The 16,591-nt window shown below is 33.3% G+C and carries 19 protein-coding genes and 1 other annotated feature; of the genes, 13 read left to right on the forward strand and 6 right to left on the reverse strand.

Annotation, left to right across the window (positions count from 1 at the left end; translation table 11 throughout):
* From MHH85_RS08435 to MHH85_RS08450, 4 genes are all read left to right on the forward strand, one after another.
* Positions 1–888: a LysR family transcriptional regulator gene (locus MHH85_RS08435; protein ID WP_340706669.1), complete on the forward strand. Its 888-nt coding sequence runs from the start codon at positions 1–3 to the stop codon at positions 886–888.
* A gap of 637 nt (positions 889–1,525) precedes the next feature.
* Positions 1,526–1,984: a putative iron-sulfur cluster-binding metallochaperone gene (locus tag MHH85_RS08440; protein ID WP_340706670.1), complete on the forward strand. Its 459-nt coding sequence runs from the start codon at positions 1,526–1,528 to the stop codon at positions 1,982–1,984.
* Positions 1,985–2,190: 206 nt separating this feature from the next.
* Entirely contained in the window at positions 2,191–2,466 is a 276-nt protein-coding gene (locus MHH85_RS08445; RefSeq protein ID WP_340706671.1) for an ArsR/SmtB family transcription factor, read from the forward strand.
* A gap of 213 nt (positions 2,467–2,679) precedes the next feature.
* Positions 2,680–3,063: a VOC family protein gene (locus MHH85_RS08450; RefSeq protein ID WP_340706672.1), complete on the forward strand. Its 384-nt coding sequence runs from the start codon at positions 2,680–2,682 to the stop codon at positions 3,061–3,063.
* 431 nt (positions 3,064–3,494) lie between these two features.
* Here MHH85_RS08450 and MHH85_RS08455 read toward each other — a convergent pair whose 3' ends face one another.
* Positions 3,495–3,866, reverse strand: a complete 372-nt coding sequence (locus tag MHH85_RS08455) for a hypothetical protein (RefSeq protein ID WP_340706673.1) — start codon at positions 3,864–3,866, stop codon at positions 3,495–3,497.
* A 407-nt stretch (positions 3,867–4,273) separates the two neighbouring features.
* On the opposite strand from MHH85_RS08455, the gene MHH85_RS08460 reads away from it, so the two are divergent.
* The 5 genes from MHH85_RS08460 (at position 4,274) to MHH85_RS22270 (ending at position 8,725) form a co-directional block, all read left to right on the forward strand.
* The gene (locus tag MHH85_RS08460; RefSeq protein WP_340706674.1) at positions 4,274–4,891 is read left to right on the forward strand and encodes an HAD family hydrolase; all 618 of its coding nucleotides are present in this window, start codon (positions 4,274–4,276) and stop codon (positions 4,889–4,891) included.
* A gap of 388 nt (positions 4,892–5,279) precedes the next feature.
* The gene (locus tag MHH85_RS08465) at positions 5,280–6,497 is read left to right on the forward strand and encodes an ATP-grasp domain-containing protein (protein ID WP_340706675.1); all 1,218 of its coding nucleotides are present in this window, start codon (positions 5,280–5,282) and stop codon (positions 6,495–6,497) included.
* Between the two features lie 16 nt (positions 6,498–6,513).
* Positions 6,514–6,951, forward strand: a complete 438-nt coding sequence (locus tag MHH85_RS08470; protein ID WP_340706676.1) for a CotY/CotZ family spore coat protein — start codon at positions 6,514–6,516, stop codon at positions 6,949–6,951.
* Positions 6,952–7,205: 254 nt separating this feature from the next.
* Complete coding sequence (locus MHH85_RS08475) at positions 7,206–8,246, forward strand: YheC/YheD family endospore coat-associated protein (RefSeq protein WP_340706677.1); 1,041 nt, start codon at positions 7,206–7,208, stop codon at positions 8,244–8,246.
* A 356-nt stretch (positions 8,247–8,602) separates the two neighbouring features.
* The gene (locus MHH85_RS22270) at positions 8,603–8,725 is read left to right on the forward strand and encodes a DUF7660 family protein (protein WP_445684108.1); all 123 of its coding nucleotides are present in this window, start codon (positions 8,603–8,605) and stop codon (positions 8,723–8,725) included.
* 136 nt (positions 8,726–8,861) lie between these two features.
* Here the strand turns inward: MHH85_RS22270 and MHH85_RS08480 are convergent, their stop codons facing one another.
* Positions 8,862–9,290, reverse strand: a complete 429-nt coding sequence (locus tag MHH85_RS08480; protein WP_340706678.1) for a hypothetical protein — start codon at positions 9,288–9,290, stop codon at positions 8,862–8,864.
* A gap of 439 nt (positions 9,291–9,729) precedes the next feature.
* Here MHH85_RS08480 and MHH85_RS08485 point away from each other — a divergent pair, with 439 nt between their 5' ends.
* The 4 genes from MHH85_RS08485 (at position 9,730) to MHH85_RS08500 (ending at position 12,444) form a co-directional block, all read left to right on the forward strand.
* Entirely contained in the window at positions 9,730–10,317 is a 588-nt protein-coding gene (locus MHH85_RS08485; protein ID WP_340706679.1) for a GNAT family N-acetyltransferase, read from the forward strand.
* A gap of 173 nt (positions 10,318–10,490) precedes the next feature.
* Positions 10,491–11,036 (forward strand): GNAT family N-acetyltransferase, encoded by a 546-nt coding sequence (locus MHH85_RS08490; protein ID WP_340706680.1) that lies wholly within the window; start codon positions 10,491–10,493, stop codon positions 11,034–11,036.
* A gap of 416 nt (positions 11,037–11,452) precedes the next feature.
* A complete protein-coding gene (locus tag MHH85_RS08495; protein WP_340706681.1) occupies positions 11,453–11,938 on the forward strand; it encodes a GNAT family N-acetyltransferase in 486 nt (161 codons plus the stop codon).
* 110 nt (positions 11,939–12,048) lie between these two features.
* Complete coding sequence (locus MHH85_RS08500; RefSeq protein ID WP_340706682.1) at positions 12,049–12,444, forward strand: hypothetical protein; 396 nt, start codon at positions 12,049–12,051, stop codon at positions 12,442–12,444.
* A gap of 256 nt (positions 12,445–12,700) precedes the next feature.
* Here the strand turns inward: MHH85_RS08500 and MHH85_RS08505 are convergent, their stop codons facing one another.
* The 4 genes from MHH85_RS08505 to proC all read right to left on the reverse strand — a co-directional run bounded on the left by MHH85_RS08505 (position 12,701) and on the right by proC (position 16,270).
* A complete protein-coding gene (locus tag MHH85_RS08505; RefSeq protein WP_340706683.1) occupies positions 12,701–13,555 on the reverse strand; it encodes an SDR family oxidoreductase in 855 nt (284 codons plus the stop codon).
* Positions 13,552–14,580: a polysaccharide biosynthesis protein gene (locus tag MHH85_RS08510; RefSeq protein ID WP_340706684.1), complete on the reverse strand. Its 1,029-nt coding sequence runs from the start codon at positions 14,578–14,580 to the stop codon at positions 13,552–13,554. The genes MHH85_RS08505 and MHH85_RS08510 overlap by 4 nt, the downstream gene beginning before the upstream one ends.
* A gap of 56 nt (positions 14,581–14,636) precedes the next feature.
* Complete coding sequence (locus MHH85_RS08515; protein WP_053415508.1) at positions 14,637–15,236, reverse strand: glycosyltransferase family 2 protein; 600 nt, start codon at positions 15,234–15,236, stop codon at positions 14,637–14,639.
* A 224-nt stretch (positions 15,237–15,460) separates the two neighbouring features.
* Positions 15,461–16,270: a pyrroline-5-carboxylate reductase gene (gene proC, locus MHH85_RS08520; protein ID WP_340706685.1), complete on the reverse strand. Its 810-nt coding sequence runs from the start codon at positions 16,268–16,270 to the stop codon at positions 15,461–15,463.
* 51 nt (positions 16,271–16,321) lie between these two features.
* Positions 16,322–16,537 (reverse strand) — a binding site (T-box leader).
* Positions 16,538–16,591: the final 54 nt, after the last annotated feature.

Below are 16,591 nucleotides of genomic sequence, written 5' to 3' on the forward strand. Positions count from 1 at the left end.
GTGACTTTAATAAAATATGAAATATTTAACAAAGTAGCAGAACTCAATAGTTTTACAAAAGCTGCAGAAGTGTTAGGTTTCACCCAATCTGCTGTAAGTCATGCAATTAGCAGTTTGGAAAAAGAGTTTTCCTTTCCATTATTTATTCGCAATCACTCTACTTTAACATTGACCAAAAATGCAGAGGAGCTTTTAATTACCGTTCGGAAAATTTTATACTATAACAACATGCTGAAGCAGGAAGTAGCCGCTATCAATGGGTTCCAAAAAGGAATAGTAAGAGTGGGGGTTTTTTCGAGTATTTCTAAAAACTGGATTCCTGGTATTCTTAAAAAAATGGAGGGAAAGTTTCCAGATATTGAAATCGAATTACTGGAAGGAAACTATGCTGAGGTTGAGAATTGGTTACAGAACGGGAGATTAGATTGTGGATTTATTAATAATGATACTTACTTTGAATCATTTGAAAAATCCTTTGAATTCGTACAATTGAAGAGGGATCGACTTTTATGTGTTGTATCTAACCAATCCCCATTTTGTAAGGAAAACCAAGTATCAATGCAACAAATAGAAAATGTACCTTTTATTATGCCAACGTATCAGTGCTATGATGATATTCAAAAAATATTTAGGGAGAATAAAGTTAGCCCCAATATTCGATTCGAAAATATGAATGAATACTCGGTGATTTCCATGGTGGAGAATAATCTAGGAATTAGTATATTGCCAGAAATGATTATACCGAAATCAAAAATTTCTTTTACAGCCATTCCACTTGAAAGTGATAGCTATCGAACTATTGGATTAGCTATAAGAAAACCAACCTCACTCGCGACCAAGAAATTTACTGAGATTACTAAAAGGTGGGTATCATTTGAATCAATTTAATATTGCCAAAATCTGAGCTATATAAATTGATATGGTTCTTCTTGAACTAACGGAGTATTAGTTTAAAATCATTGAGTTACTTAGGCAGCACTTTTTTCTTGTTTAACTAAAAGGGCAGCATTCCTATAATGAATAAAATTAATTATGTAAAATCAACAAAGCATGTGAAAAAACGTAATTAAACTAGCGGGTGCTTTAGTTAAACAAGACCATCATTACGATGGTCTATTTTTTTATCCGAAATATTTAATAAATCTGAGAAATCCATTGTGAGATGTTACACTTAAACTATCGCAACAGTTTAGTGAAAGAAGATATTTTTATAAAGAATGGGGATGTAGAAATAATATTTCGCTATTTTGTTATTTTTATTATTGGATTTTGTTTAACTTTTATTTTATCAACAGATTTATTTGACGAAGGCAGTAGAATTTTAAATACGTTATATAGGGTTTGCTTTGGACTGTTTTTTCTATTCGTAATTTGGCTTGTTCAACCTAATAGAAATAATGTGGACGATAAGAATAAAAACGATTAATGAGATTCAATCTTGGCTTATTCCGCTAACAGGGCAGGTTAGTTCAATAGTGGTGTTACAATTTACATATTTGAGAAATCGAAATTGGGGGCAGCGAAAATGACTGATTGCTGTGTTACAAATGAAAAAATCGTTGAAAGTATTGGTTCTGAGTTATGTCCAGCCTGCATTTCAAAAGGTAAAAAAGTAAAAATAATTACTTTGAAATCAAGTCTGAAACCGACAGTTTTAGATACATTGAATCCAGATTTAACTCATTACTTTTGTTCAACCGAGGATTGTGATGTTGTGTACTTTGATACAGATAAAAATACGTACTCAACATCAAAAGTCAAGGTTTCTGTTTTCCAAAAAGATAATTCTCCTACTGTTCCCGTCTGCTATTGTTTTGATTGGACAAGAGAAAAAATTACAAAGTATGTTGAAGATGGAGTTGGTTCAATGCCATTGGAACACATTCGTCTAAATGTTAAAGAAAATCTATGTGGTTGTGAGGTAAATAACCCTCAGGGTAGTTGCTGTATGGGGAATGTAACAAAATTTATAAAAAGTCTTTAAATAATAAACATTCTTTATTTACTAATGGGTGCTATAGTAAGAAGATCTTTGAGCCGTTCAGACAGCTCTTTTTCTTCTTCAACTATCGGAGCAGGTTAGTTGAAGATTAAAAGCTATAAAACCATTACTTGAATTGCCTGTACACTATTAAAAATGAATTAATAACTGGGGTTCATTAATTAGAAAAGGTTACTTATAATTTATGTATGTGGGACAAAGACGCTATATTCAAAGCACTCAGCGACTCGACTCGGCGACTGATATTAAACGAACTATCCGAAAGCAACGAGCTAACGTTGTATGAATTAACGGCACGTCTCATTATGAAGCACAACCTAACTATTTCGCGACAAGCGATAGCTAAACATCTTTCTGTATTGGAAGATGCAGGGCTTGTAAAATCACAACGAAAGGGGAAATATCGAGTACTTAGGTTCAACAATGAACCACTTAAAGACTTGTGCAAAGGATGGATTAAGTAATTTTATAATGTAGACAAGAAACAAAGTAGTTAGCCCGCAGACGTAAGTAAGGGAAAAAAAAGAGGATGAAGTCACTGAGTGTGTTTTGAATGGATCTGTAAAAATAGGCATCATAGGAACAGGATTTCTAACGAAGGTGTGGGTTGTTTTGCTTACAGCCAGATTGTTAGCAGATCCCCGTACATCGTAAAAATCAAAGGAGGCAAAAACAGTATGAAAATCATAGTTACAAGTTTATTCGTAGAAGATCAAGACAAGGCACTGGAGTTTTATTCAGAAACGCTCGGATTTGTAAAAAAACACGATGTTCCCGCCGGAGAGTTTAGGTGGATAACGCTTGTTTCTTCTGATGATCAGAACGGTACCGAGCTTGTACTCGAACCGAATGACAATCAGACTGCAAAAGAGTATCAAAAAGGTTTAATTGCCCAAGGGATTCCAGCAACAATGTTTGGCGTTGCAGATGTTCGAAAAGAGTACACACGATTAAAGGAAAAAGGCGTGAAGTTTACTATGGAGCCGACAGAAATGGGCGAGGTCACAATAGCTGTCTTCGACGATACATGCGGCAACCTTATTCAGATAATACAGCAGTAATCTAATACTAAACGACATTAATTTATGTATAACCCTGTCCTATTTTTAGGATGGGGTTATACACTTATAAGGTCTAAAATTTAATGAGATTGTTGTCATGCTACAATAGAAATATAATATTGTGAATATGTTCACTTAAACTAAAGGGTGCATTAATTAAAGATCACTGAGTTGCATATGCAGCTCTTTTTTCTTTATTGAACTAACAGGGCAGTTTAGTTTAATAAGGAAAATGTTTATAATGTGTATTTTTTCTGATTAGTAGACTTTTTTTCAGGAAGAACGATAATGTATTAGCAGAAGAGGAAGATTTCAGGGGTACGAGAAGTATTCTAATAGTATTGGACGAGTTGATATGATGGGGGCTGTATTGATAGGAGCATTATTAGAAAAAGCCGATGTCCCAAATATAAGAGAACATCGGCTTTTCACTATCTAAACAAACTCATAAAAGATCCTAATTGTCTCATCATATTATATCCATTCCTTATGGTACCGGCGTGACCCATAATTGTGTTGAGGTGGTTCGGCAGGTTTCCTAAAATACCTGGAGATGAATTGTTAGGGGACATGAAAGATGGGTTCCTTCTATTGTCGTAATTTTGGCCAAACTGTTGTCCTTGATAAGGGGCTCCAAATTGTTGGCCTTGATAAGGAGAGCCAAACTGTTGTCCTTGGTAAGGGGCTCTAAATTGTTGTCTTTGATAAGGAGAGCCAAACTGTTGTCCCTGATAAGGAGGGCCAAATACTTGTCTATTTCTTGGAGGAAAGGATCTTCTTGGAACTGGTGAAAAAAGTGGCATATACTCACCTCCTAACAGAGTAACCTATCTATAATATATGGCAGTATGCTGTTTGGAATTAGACTTTAATGAAACTAATTAATAATAAGTTTTGACTAAGCTTAAATAACTCTGTTGATAATGATAGTTATGAGATGATATTCGTTTGGAAGTTCTTCAACTCACGAGGGCTTTAGTAGAAGATCTGAGCTGTTCAGGTAGCTATTTTTTTAACGAACGGGGCAGTTTAATTGAATAAGAAGGGTTGAATAGGAAAATGTAGAATTAAATAAAGGGCGGAAACCAAAATTATTTAGATTATTAATGTATGGGTGAAGATTACGGTCTTTATGCTAACTAACGGACCTGATTCGATTGTTTAACTTGTGTTCAACAATCGAATCAGGCCATTTTAAGGAGGGATAAAATTGTTTAAATGTGTGATTTTTGATGTGGATGGAACCATTTTAGATACAGAAAAAGCTATATTAAAATCTCTACAAAAAGTCCTGAGGGAAGAAGGCAAAGATTATCAATTAGAGGATTTAAGATTCGCTTTGGGAATACCGGGAAAAGAAACACTACGAAGACTGAATGTAATTGACGTGGAACGTGTACATCCAAAGTGGGCGCAGATTGTATTAGAATTTTCCCATGAAGTACAAATGTTTAAGGATATAAAAGAAATTATTAAAGTATTATCAGAAAGTCCCATCAGAACTGGTATTGTAACATCTAAAACAAAGCAAGAATTAATTGATGAATTTGAACCATTTGGATTGAGTTCCTTTTTTGAACACACTATTTGTGTAGATGATACCGAAAATCACAAACCACATCCTGAACCTCTATTAGTTTGTTTAGAGGGGTTGAATGCTACTAAAAATGAAGCAATATACATTGGTGATTCAATATATGATATGCAATGTGCGAATAGTGCTGGGGTGAAGTTTGCCCTTGCTTTATGGGGTTCTAAAACAACCATTGGGTTTGAATCGGCAGATTATGTGTTAAATGCGCCTAAAGATATTTTGAATATAATATAGCTGAAAAAAGTGGTGTGTAAAATTGAACATAAATAGCTTCAACAAACGGGCGCGATTGTTTAAAAAGCGTTTCTGTTTTTATAAAACTAACGGAGGCATTAGTAAAAAGGGCAGCGTCGTATAGACGTTGTCCTTTATTACTTAGAAGTATTTTTGATAAAACTCTTTTCTAAGTCTTCCACTTAATTGGGCATAAATCCGAGTGGCTTCGCTTTTCTCATGCCGCATCAGACTTTGAATGATATGTAAAAGTAGAGTTTTAATTATTTCAATTATATATTATTTATCCATAATTAATTTGACCTAAAAAATCAAGTCGCCTTTGAATATACTAATTTTAAAGACTAAAATGCCAATAAAGACACTAGAAAGGTTGTTAAGCAAATTTATGAAAACGATTATTTTTATAGGTAGTAATAAATCCGGTTCAAGTAGAGAGGCATTAAAGGCTGCTGAAAGGCTAGGTTTTTTTACTATATTATTAACCGATAGGAAAAAGTTCCTTGAAAACAGACTTGATTTCCCCGAAGTTCACCAAATGGTTCTGACTGAATTGAGGAATCATAATTTGTTAAAAGAAGATATAAGAGCAATACAAGCACAAGGAAAAAAAATAGAAGCTATTTTGAGTTTTATTGATCCTTATGTCAATGTAGCTGCAAAGCTGTCAAAAGAATTTGATTTAACTGCAGTGACCCCTGAACCTTTTGAGAAAATGGAAGATAAGCTTTCAACTCGTGAACTTTTAAAAGATCTTCCGGTATCCCCCTATTTTGCGAAGTTTGAAAAAGATGATTCCTTAGAAGATTTTATCGATAATCAAAAAGGTTTATTTCCTCTCATAGTAAAAACCCCCGTTTCAACCGGTTCTAAAGATGTTTTATTTGCCAAAGATGACAAGCAATTAGAACAATCCATTAATGCTTTATTTAAGAAAGGGAACAGAGAGTTATTAATTGAAGAATATTTAGAGGGTCCTCAATATTTGATTGAAGCTTGTGTGTACAAAGGAAAAGTTCATATTATTGCTGTCCTTGAACAAGAAATAACATTTTTCGACCGTTTTATTGTTACTGGTTATTGTTTGTTGGGAGATATGGACATAGCCCTTTACAATAAAATCTATGAAACCGTTTGTTTGGTACTGGAACGGTTTAATTTGAATAATGGATCTTGCCATTTAGAAATGCGATTAATTGGTAATGAATGGAAACTTATTGAAATAAACCCTCGGATATCAGGGGGAGCAATGAATCGAATAATTGAAACTGCCTATGGAATTAATTTAGTTGAAGAAACCATAAAGATTTTTTTAGGACAAGAGCCTAATCTTGAAAAAAAATACAAAAGATTTGTATTTGCACAATATTTAACAAGTGAATCTACAGGTACTTTAATAAAGGTGACAGGAAAAAATCGTTGTTCTCGGAAAGATGGTGTGGAGGAAGTATTTATTAAGCCTAAAAAAGGGAAGGTATTACATCCACCTTTATCTATGGGCGATCGCTATGGATATGTGTTGGCTTCTTCAGAAAATAAAGAAGAAGCAATAAGGATTGCTAAGGAAGCTGCAAAGGAAATCCGTTTTTATATTGAACCTATCTAATTGGAGTGGATAAAAAATGATAGACGACCGACATGAAAAAAAAGAAGAAGAAGAGTCCGTTTGTAATCTGAAACCTACTTTGGAAAAGATTTATGAAACTCAAAACAAGGCAAAATTACCAATCTTTCGCGGTATACTTCAGGAAACCATCCCATTTATTTTATATTCCTCAGCAACTGCTGAACCTTATTTTACCTTTGGTACTACGACCTCACAATCCCTATTTAGAACTTGTTTTTTCCGTATTGAGGATTTAATTGACTCGAATGTCGCTCTATCATTATTACGTCCATTTGATATAGAAGGAAATTGTTTAGACACCATACACATTCCTTACCGATTAGAAAAAACGAATATTAAAGTGATTGTATCCATACAAGAATTTTCCGGTATTCAGTGTATCAGCCCTAAATTAATAGATCGTCAAAGTATCATTGTTGAACAAAAGTGCTAGGAATAAAAACGAAATAGCCTTATCGAATCTTTGATCCTTCGGTCTTACTAAGCATCTTAAAATATTTAACAAACTTGATTGGAATTTGGAATGCATGCTTTTGGGTTTATTTTGCATGTATCTTTTTAAGTGTACTGACAAAATCATAAATTAATAATATAGGATATAAGTGTTCATAAAAAGAGGAATACTGGATTGTCTTTTCTAATAATTTTCTTAGAATTGTATCTTTTATTAAGGAGAGATGGAAAAATATGATCTTAATTGGAATGCTGCATCATAGAGCAGAACCTGAGAAAGTAAAGAAGGCCTATGCCTATTCTGTTGTGGCTAAAGCTGAAGGTGTGGAATTTTTTTACTTCACACCTGGTAAAGTTGATATTGAAAACCAAAAAATTATCGGTAAGTATTATGAAAATGGTGTGTGGATTGACAAGGAATATCCATTTCCAGATGTCATTTATAATGCAAGTTATCCATTAGGTGAAAAAGCAGAGCAAACCTTCGACTATTTATCTGAGAGGATACCATTTACTAGTCATTCAATCGGAGATAAATTGAGTGTCCATAAAAGGATTAATGAAGGTGAGGATTTTAAACAATACCTGATTCCAACACTCGAACTAACTAATGTCAAAGATTTACTGGACATGATTAATCTGTATCCAAAAATCATTATGAAACCTATTTCTGGCCACCAAGGAGAGAGCATCCTTTTCATTGAAAAAGAAGATGATAAATTCAAAATTAATGACTCAGGCAAAATCTCAATTTATACGAAAGAAGAGTTAATAGACTTTACGTTACTTAAAATTCAGGAACAAGAATATATAGTTCAAAGGTTTATTTCATGTCAGATAAAATCAGGCCATGTATTCGATTTCCGTTTGCATGTACAAAAAAATGGAGAAGGGAAATGGGTCATAACATCAATATACCCTCGGATAGGACCTTTGGGCAGTATTACATCTAATTTAGGTAGTGGGGGTTATACTGCTTATCTTGATCATTTTTTACAAAAAGAATTTAATGATGACTGGTTTAATGTCAAAAGATCACTTGAGCATTTTTCATTAAGCTTTTCTAACCATTTTGATTCATTATACGATGATTTCCCACTCGATGAGTTAGGAATCGACGTTGGAATCGATGAAAACCAAAGATTGTGGTTATTTGAAGTAAATTGGCGGCCTGGAATCCCAATAATATTTAATGGTGAATTAGACGTAGCAAGAAACTCGATTCATTACGCCAAATATTTAGCCTTTAATAACAAGAACTTGTCTTCGAATTGAGGGTTTAGAGAACTGTGACTGCCTTTAGTATTTGAGAAGGCAGTTTTTAAAAAGAAAAGTTGTCTGGACTGCATACAACATTGAGTTAATTCTTATTGTATAAACTGGAGTTGTAATTTATTCTTTACTGATGCTTCATTACAAGATTGTTTATGCGGTTTGGATTGCGTCACGTTGTAAGTGGATACCAACCTAATTAGAGTATTATAGGTGAGGATACAACTGTTAATCCATTTGCGCATAACCGTCTAGATTCTGATTTGGGCCTTGTTTTTGTGAAATTTCAATGAGGTCAATTATATGAAAGGTTAGAAAATATAAAGAGTCGAGAAGATTAAATTTGATACATTAATCACTTGAGAAAAGATTTACAATCTAATAGTGCTGAGTGGGAGAATATAACATTCGAAGATTACTTAGAAGCTATGGAGGCTTTAATTATGAATGATGTTCAACTAAGGGGGGCTTTACTTCAATAAGGAGTAGAGCTTTTTCTTATTGCACTAACGTGTGCTTTACTACAATATGGAGTAGGACCATTATTGTGTTCCCATCCTAATGGAGAAATATATTTCAATAATTTTTCATTAGGGTGGGAATTAAATAACTATAAAACTAATCTTTTTTTACTGTATATCTAACCTGTTTAAAGGTTACTATGTCTCCATCTTCAGTATCATCTATAGTTTGCAAAAGTTGAACTTTTGGCTTGTAGTCCGTCCTATGAGCATCTTTGATACCATTAATGTCAAGTTTGTAAGATTCATCATTTTTTATTTTTTGTTCAAATACTTTTTTATTGGCAACAAAAATAAAGGTTACTTTATTTTCATCAATTCCCTCAGTCATAAATTCTAATTGATTATCTTTTGTTGTAATCGTTGGTGTTAATAATTCAATACTTCCGTTTCCAGTTGATTGTTTAGTAGCAATTTCAATAGCGGCTCTATCACTTGAATCTAAAGAATCTTCTATTATATCTGAACATCCGGATAATGTAATTCCAGCAAATAGAATAAAACTTAATCCAATTATCTTTTTCATAAGAGCATCCTCCCCCAAAAAAATAGTTTTCGTCAGTCGTCAGCAAGGGAATGAATTGTCATACCCAACCCGTTAACGTAGAACATAGATAATGAGATGTAAACTTATAACAATTATACCATAAAACAACTTTCTTTATTTTGGAGTTTTGGGTAATTTCAAAAGCTTAGCTTGATGGGGATGTGACAGGACCGCAATATAGATAATTCTTATGATCAAATAATATTAAAAAATTAGGATGGAGGATCATATCATAAGTTAAAGCGATTCTTAAGTAAGGTTTTCTTTTCTTCTTCAACGGGGGCTATGGCAAAAGATTATTGAGCTGTATAGACGGCTCTTTTTTCTTTTTCAACTAACGGGGCATAGTAGTTTAATAATATTATTGGCTTTTTATGGTAAAATGGTGATTGGTAGAGTAGAAAAAGGGGGATTCAACATGAAGGGAAAATTTTACGAACAACAAATAATATTAGAAAATAATCGAGTTAAATTAGTGCCCTTTGAAGAAGCATACAAAGACCAATTAAAACAAATCATTTATGATGAAGACCTTTATTTTTCAGTAGAATGCAAAAATGATGAGGATTTGAAAAAGTACATAGATGATACAGTTAGTCAAAGAAGGTTAGGCAATTCATATCCTTTTTTAGTGATTGATAAGAGGACAAATAAAATTGCTGGTTCAACAAGATATGGTCATATCCAATTTGACAATAAGCGTTTAGAAATTGGGTGGACTTGGTATGGCAAACATTTTAGAGGAACTGGATTAAATATGGCTTGTAAATATGAACTATTGAAATATGCGTTTGAAGTTATGAATTTTAGAAGAGTACAGTTTAGTGCAGATATAGAAAACACTCGTTCACAAAATGCAATAAAAAAGTTAGGTGCTACTCAAGAAGGTATATTTAGAGCAAATTATATTGATTCATCAGGAGTAAGTAGAGATGATGTTTACTTTAGTATTATTTATACAGAATGGAACGAAATTAAAAAAAGCGTATTTAAAGAATTTATTTAATTGTTTAGCCGATAGGTGGAATTTTCAAGATGAAGATTGCCTTTTTCTTATTCCAAAAGAAAGATCATGAAATATTGTACTTCGAACAAGTCTTGAATAGGATATACATCATACTTTTTCCTAATTAGAATATAATGCTAGTATAAAGATATTAAAGATATTGGAGGAATTTTATGAAGCTAGTAGGGCAACAAATTTATCTTCGATTTTTCAAACCTTCAGACGCCGGCGAGTTAGCTAACTTACATACTAGAAATCGGGAATTTTTTCAACGAGTTAGTCCATTACTCTCAGAAGCATTTTATACAGAAGGACATCAAAAAAAACGCATTGAACAGGCATTAAAAAAAATAGATGAAGGGCAATTATATGCTTTTGGAATCTTTTTAAAAGCAACTGATAAACTTATCGGAGAAATTTCGTTAACTCAAATTGCTAGGGGAGACCTCCAAAGCTGTTATACGGGATTTACTTTAGATAAGGAGTATAATGCAAAGGGTTATACAACAGAAGCTCTTCAACTTGTTGTAGACTTTGCTTTTAGCGAGTTAAAACTACATAGAATTGAAGCAGGAGCTATGCCTGACAATATAGCATCAATTCGTGTATTAGAAAAAGTAGGGTTTAAAAAAGAAGGTATTGCTAAAGAAAATCTAAAGATTAATGGTAAATGGACAAATCATCAAATATTAGCTATCATCAACAGCTTGGATTTGTAAGCTCATTTCACTTCCAATAATATTATGTAAACGGAAAGGCAGTCTCGCGCGAGATTGCCTTGTACATTTTTAAAATTTCACCCCCACTACTTCAAGAAAAGAACTTAGCGGTAAAATTGTATATTGAACAAGGGATTTGGTACTTATCTAAGAAGATTGTGAAATGTTTTACTTCAACTAACAGGAATGTAAGTTGAACAAGGTTTATTAAAATTTTGTGCTCATTAGGGGTTTTATTAAGATGCTTTTAATCAGTTGAATCAGTTGCTGAACATGACAGGGATAAAAGTGTTTCATGTTCTGGAAACTATACATAGTGCAGATGAAAACTGGAGTAGGAAAAAGGAAAGTGTTATTAATAAAAGTGAATTAAACCTTTTTGATAAATTTTTAAGGACTATAAAGGAGAAATTAATATGTTGAAAATACGCAATGTGAAATTAGAAGATTTACCTGAACTTGTGTCGATTGAAAATAAGTGCTTTACACAAGAAGAAGCAGCAACAGAAGCAGCGTTCGAAAAACGAATTCAATTGATCACTGACAGCTTTTATGTAGCAGAAATAGACGGAACAATTGTTGGTTTGATAAATGGTCCTGTAATTGAGCGACCTGAAATAACCGATGACTTATTCAGTTCAATAAAGCAAAACCCAACAACTGGTGGACATCAAAGTATATTAGGCTTAGCAGTTTCCCCAGAATACCAAAAACAAGGAATTGCTTCAGCACTACTCGTGCATCTAGAGAAAGTAGCAGCAACTAGCAAACGTGAGACCATTACTTTAACGTGTAAAGAAGAATTAATCGGCTATTACGAAAAGCAAGGCTACAACAATGATGGCGTTTCTAACTCAGTGCATGGTGGTGAAGTTTGGTATAACATGAGTAAAATACTGTAAAATTAATTCCAATAGTCATTTACATAAAACACCCTTATAGTGTATTATTACACTATAAGGGTGTTTGTTATTTGTTTAATGGTTTGAACGCAATCTCTAGGAGGATATTAATGATGAAAAAAGTGGTAGTTTATAGTTTGATTATTTGTTTATTTAGTTTTCCCTATGCATATTTTTCTTTGTTTCAAGACTTTAACAGTAGCTCAATGAAGGGTTATTTATTGTTACTTGTTATATCAATAATATTAGCTTTTTTTGGAGGCTTGACTAATAACTCAATAGCCGTACTCATAGGGAATATTTTATCATTCATTATTTCGTATTATTTTAACAGCAAGATGATAAATATTGACGCTTGGGATGGTTATTTTAAGCCCATTGGCTCAATTCGTTTTTTAGTAGTAGTGAGTGTAATTAATTTAATCCCCCAATTGGTGGCAATTAAATATGCTAAAAGTCAGAACAAAAAGCGGATAGAAAGAACGGGTATTCTATCTAAAGAATAAATTGATAAGAACTAAATTACTAATATTGGAAATAAATTGCCTTTACTATTATCATTATGTGCCATAAATTCAATGACAAGTTCAATAATTAGGAATACAAAAAAACTATCCTAAGTTGATATGCTGACAAAAGTTAGCACATTGACTTAGGATAGTAAGAGTCTCTATTTATGAGATGTAATTATGAGAGGGTATAAAGTAGTTGCTAATTAAGTATGTTTTAATCAGTAAGTCTTATATGTAGTACAAAATCAACTTATCTAAAATAATGAGGATATAAATTTCGGTGGGTTACAATCCATTCTTTCATATCTAAAACCATTTTTTCGTAACTAGGTACGGCAAATGAAAAATCATTTCGGTTATTAATTAATGTTTTATTCACTTTAAGTGACTCATACGGTAAAATATTTAGTTCATTTTCTTTCAGTTTTTCATTGAATAGCTTCAATAAATCAAACTTACTTATACTTGTATTGTTAACTAAATTATATAGACCAGTTACATTTTCGATAGCTGCTCTTTCCATTGCTTTTGCTAAAGTAAGCGTAGTAACACCAGTCCAGATAGCGCCAGTGTAACCGTTTATCGTATCTTGTTGTTTCATAAACCAATTAAATAAACCTATACCGTCTTCTTTCGTATCGGGTCCTATGATAGAATTCCTAAAGGTCAAATTCTTGTGATCATTGATTTCACCTAAAGCCTTCGTTCTATCATAAAAAGTTTCACCATCATGAATACTAGTTTCAGTATATGGTGCCGCTTTTCCAGAAAAAACACAGTCAGTGCTCATATGGATTAGTCTAGTTTGGCTGTCTTTTATGATATCTACGATAGAGTGTGGTAAGTAACTATTCAAGTAGACAGCTTTTGATGGATCTTCATCGCAAAAATGGTTTAAAACGCCAACGCAATTAATGATTACATCATAGTCATTTTTTAATAAGATTACTTTTAACAAAGAACTTTCACTAATATCTCCAAGAATGTTATTGCAATAGGGGAATGCTGTTCTCGAGAAGGCAGTGACTTCATGACCATTTTCACTTAAATACAAAGCGATTGTGTGACCGGCCATTCCAGTTGCACCTAGAACTAAAAACTTCAATTTTTTCCTCCATTCCAGTTGCGTAGCTCATCTTGAATATATTGCAGATCTAATAATTTCTCTTTTATTTCTTTTACTGAAAGTATCTTTGTAGTATTCGAGTTATATTCATCTGATAACGTAATTTTAGGAGATCCTTCATCAAGATATTTGCCATAATTCAAATCTCGGTTATCTGCTGGGATTTTATAAAAACTTCCTAAATCAATAGCTTTTGAAGCTTCCTCTTTCGTAAGTAAAACCTCGTAAATCTTTTCTCCGTGCCGAGTTCCGATAGTCTTAATTTCACTATTGGTTTCAAATAATTCTATAAGAGCTTTTGCTAAATCTTCTATATAAGAAGCAGGCGATTTTTGGACCATAATATCACCATTGTCTGCATTTTGAAATGCATATAAAACCAACTCCACTGCTTCTTCTAAGCTCATCATGAAGCGGGTCATTTTAGGGTCAGTTATCGTTATTGGTTTGCCAGTTTTAATTTGTTCTAGAAACAAGGGGATAACTGATCCGCGTGAAGCCATAACATTGCCATATCTAGTGCCACAAATCAATGTTTTTCCAGAGGTGACTGTTCTAGATTTAGCAATGAAGGTTTTCTCCATCATCGCTTTTGAAATTCCCATTGCATTTACAGGATAAGCTGCTTTATCTGTAGACAGACATATGACCTTTTTAACCCCCTCTAATATAGCTGCAGTTAATACATTTTCTGTTCCGAGTATATTCGTTTTTACGGCTTCAATTGGATAAAATTCGCAAGAGGGGACTTGCTTAAGTGCTGCCGCATGAAAAATATAGTCTACATCATGCATAGCATTATTTAAACTGCTTATATCACGGACGTCTCCAATGAAAAATTTGATTTTATTATTCTTATATAAAGTACGCATATCATCTTGTTTTTTCTCATCCCTTGAAAATATTCTAATTTCTTTTATATCTGTATTAAGAAAACGTTCTAATACTGCATTTCCAAATGATCCAGTACCACCAGTTATAAGCAACGTTTTATCTTTAAACATAAAATGAAATCACCACACCTCTCATTTGTGTGTGAAGGTTTAGAAATTTTACAACACTATTTTAGTCCTCTTAAATGCAGATCAGATTCTGAATTTTCCCTAGGGAAGTTATACCAATAGGCAACTAGACCGGTATATTTACATTTTGGTATTTTATTCACTAAAGCTACATTGAAATCCCAATCACCAGCAAACTCACTTTGAGTTGTGAATTTTGCATCCCCTATAAAAGTTCTTCTAATTATTTTAAATTGTCCTGGCCATTGATAACCGTCAGTATGTGCTTTTTCAACTATTTTGCCGTTTCTAGTGATCATGTTGTAATAATAAATATCATATTCTCCATCGACTTGTGCTAAGACATCACTAATTGTCGGTACGTAACAATCATCACTATCTATAATAGCTACATAATCCCCAGTTGCTTCAGCAATACATCGATTGTAGCTTTCACTTGCTCCAATATTAGTTTCATTTATTAATATCTTTAATTGAGGGCAAGTTTTTTTATATTCCTCTAAAATTTCTAGTGTATTATCTGTAGAGGCATCATTGCATACTATAATTTCATAAGCATATTCTTTCGGAATACTATTTAACATAGTTAAAATCCATTCAGAACTATTATAAGCTGGAGTTAAAAAACTAATCTTCATTCATGTACCTCAATTCATTTAATCTTTTTCTAAATAAAACTTGTAATTAATTTACATTTTAATAAACCTACATTAATCATTATATGCTTAGCATTGCTTAAATGTTCAGGAGGTTATTGGGTGGGGAACTTGTAATTTTAAATAGGTAAGTCAATTTGATTTTGATAAAAAAACCCTGTAAAAGCATGATAAATCCAAGCTTTTACAGGGTTTCTTTCGAGCCTTTATTCACTTTGTGCTAATTCGCGTGATTTCGCTTCAGCGTCATGAATGCATGCCATGATCGCGTCTTTGAAGTGATTTTCTTCTAACGCTTTAATGCCAGCTTCTGTAGTGCCACCAGGACTTGTTACTTTTCTACGTAGCTCTGTTGGTTCTTCTGTAGATTGTTTCAACATTTCAGCTGCACCTGCGATTGTTTGAACGGCAAGTGAGCGTACGACTTCACGTGATAAACCGTACTTAACGCCAGCTTGTTCGAAAGCTTCGACTAGATAGTATAAATATGCTGGACCACTGCCTGAGACAGCTGTTACCGCATGTAGTTTATCTTCTTCGACTTCTATTACAGTTCCTATTGCTTCTAACATTGTCATAAATTCTTGTTTTAAACTTGCATCGATTCGTTCATTAAATGATACGCCACTTGCTGACATGCCGATTGTAGCTGAAGTGTTTGGCATAACGCGGGCAATTGGTCGTTTTCCTAAACTATTTTCAATCGTTGCAATGGAAATACCTGCAACGACGGATAAGACAGCTGTATGTTCTTGAAGGAGGGGAGCTAAAGCTTCCATTCCTTTTATAACGTCTTTCGGTTTCATAGCTAAAATAATGCAATCTGCAACTTTTACAACATCGCGACTGTCAGAAACAATTTGTACGCCATGTGCATTAGCGATACGATTCAGTTTTTGACGATCGGACTTATTCATAATATGAATGCTTTTGGGTGATACGACACCTTCTTTAACCCAACCTTGAATCATAGCTTCAGCCATTGAACCTGCGCCAGCAAATACAATTGTTTGCATAATTGTCGCCTCCTGTTTTTTTTCAATAAAAAAAGCCTTCCCATCCTTATATAAAAGGACGAAAACGCATGTTTCCGCGGTACCACCTTGTTTTGCTAAATGACTTTAGCACAACTCTCGCTCCTTATTATCGCTAAGGGACGGCTATGTTTTCATAGCAGCTCAGAAGTAGGTTCTAAAAATTGAGCGGGTCATGTGACTTGCAGCCGGTGGTCACACTCTCTTTACACCATCAATATTTGTACTATTCTTCATCTACGCTTTTTTGTATGTGATTGCAAGTATAGTGTCTTAACAATTTTTTGTCAACATTATTAGGTG

This window comes from Viridibacillus sp. FSL E2-0187 (assembly GCF_038006425.1).
Lineage (GTDB): Bacteria > Bacillota > Bacilli > Bacillales_A > Planococcaceae > Viridibacillus > Viridibacillus arvi.

Bases quoted from the DNA above. Each gene is read 5' to 3' on its own strand.
- proC (WP_340706685.1), bottom strand. From the start codon at position 16,270: ATGCAAACAATTGTATTTGCTGGCGCAGGTTCAATGGCTGAAGCTATG.
- MHH85_RS08440 (WP_340706670.1), top strand. From the start codon at position 1,526: ATGACTGATTGCTGTGTTACAAATGAAAAAATCGTTGAAAGTATTGGT.
- MHH85_RS08515 (WP_053415508.1), bottom strand. From the start codon at position 15,236: ATGAAGATTAGTTTTTTAACTCCAGCTTATAATAGTTCTGAATGGATT.
- MHH85_RS08455 (WP_340706673.1), bottom strand. From the start codon at position 3,866: ATGCCACTTTTTTCACCAGTTCCAAGAAGATCCTTTCCTCCAAGAAAT.
- MHH85_RS08500 (WP_340706682.1), top strand. From the start codon at position 12,049: ATGATGAAAAAAGTGGTAGTTTATAGTTTGATTATTTGTTTATTTAGT.
- MHH85_RS08450 (WP_340706672.1), top strand. From the start codon at position 2,680: ATGAAAATCATAGTTACAAGTTTATTCGTAGAAGATCAAGACAAGGCA.
- MHH85_RS08485 (WP_340706679.1), top strand. From the start codon at position 9,730: ATGAAGGGAAAATTTTACGAACAACAAATAATATTAGAAAATAATCGA.
- MHH85_RS08445 (WP_340706671.1), top strand. From the start codon at position 2,191: ATGTGGGACAAAGACGCTATATTCAAAGCACTCAGCGACTCGACTCGG.
- MHH85_RS08475 (WP_340706677.1), top strand. From the start codon at position 7,206: ATGATCTTAATTGGAATGCTGCATCATAGAGCAGAACCTGAGAAAGTA.
- MHH85_RS08470 (WP_340706676.1), top strand. From the start codon at position 6,514: ATGATAGACGACCGACATGAAAAAAAAGAAGAAGAAGAGTCCGTTTGT.
- MHH85_RS08495 (WP_340706681.1), top strand. From the start codon at position 11,453: ATGTTGAAAATACGCAATGTGAAATTAGAAGATTTACCTGAACTTGTG.
- MHH85_RS08510 (WP_340706684.1), bottom strand. From the start codon at position 14,580: ATGTTTAAAGATAAAACGTTGCTTATAACTGGTGGTACTGGATCATTT.
- MHH85_RS08480 (WP_340706678.1), bottom strand. From the start codon at position 9,290: ATGAAAAAGATAATTGGATTAAGTTTTATTCTATTTGCTGGAATTACA.
- MHH85_RS08465 (WP_340706675.1), top strand. From the start codon at position 5,280: ATGAAAACGATTATTTTTATAGGTAGTAATAAATCCGGTTCAAGTAGA.
- MHH85_RS08490 (WP_340706680.1), top strand. From the start codon at position 10,491: ATGAAGCTAGTAGGGCAACAAATTTATCTTCGATTTTTCAAACCTTCA.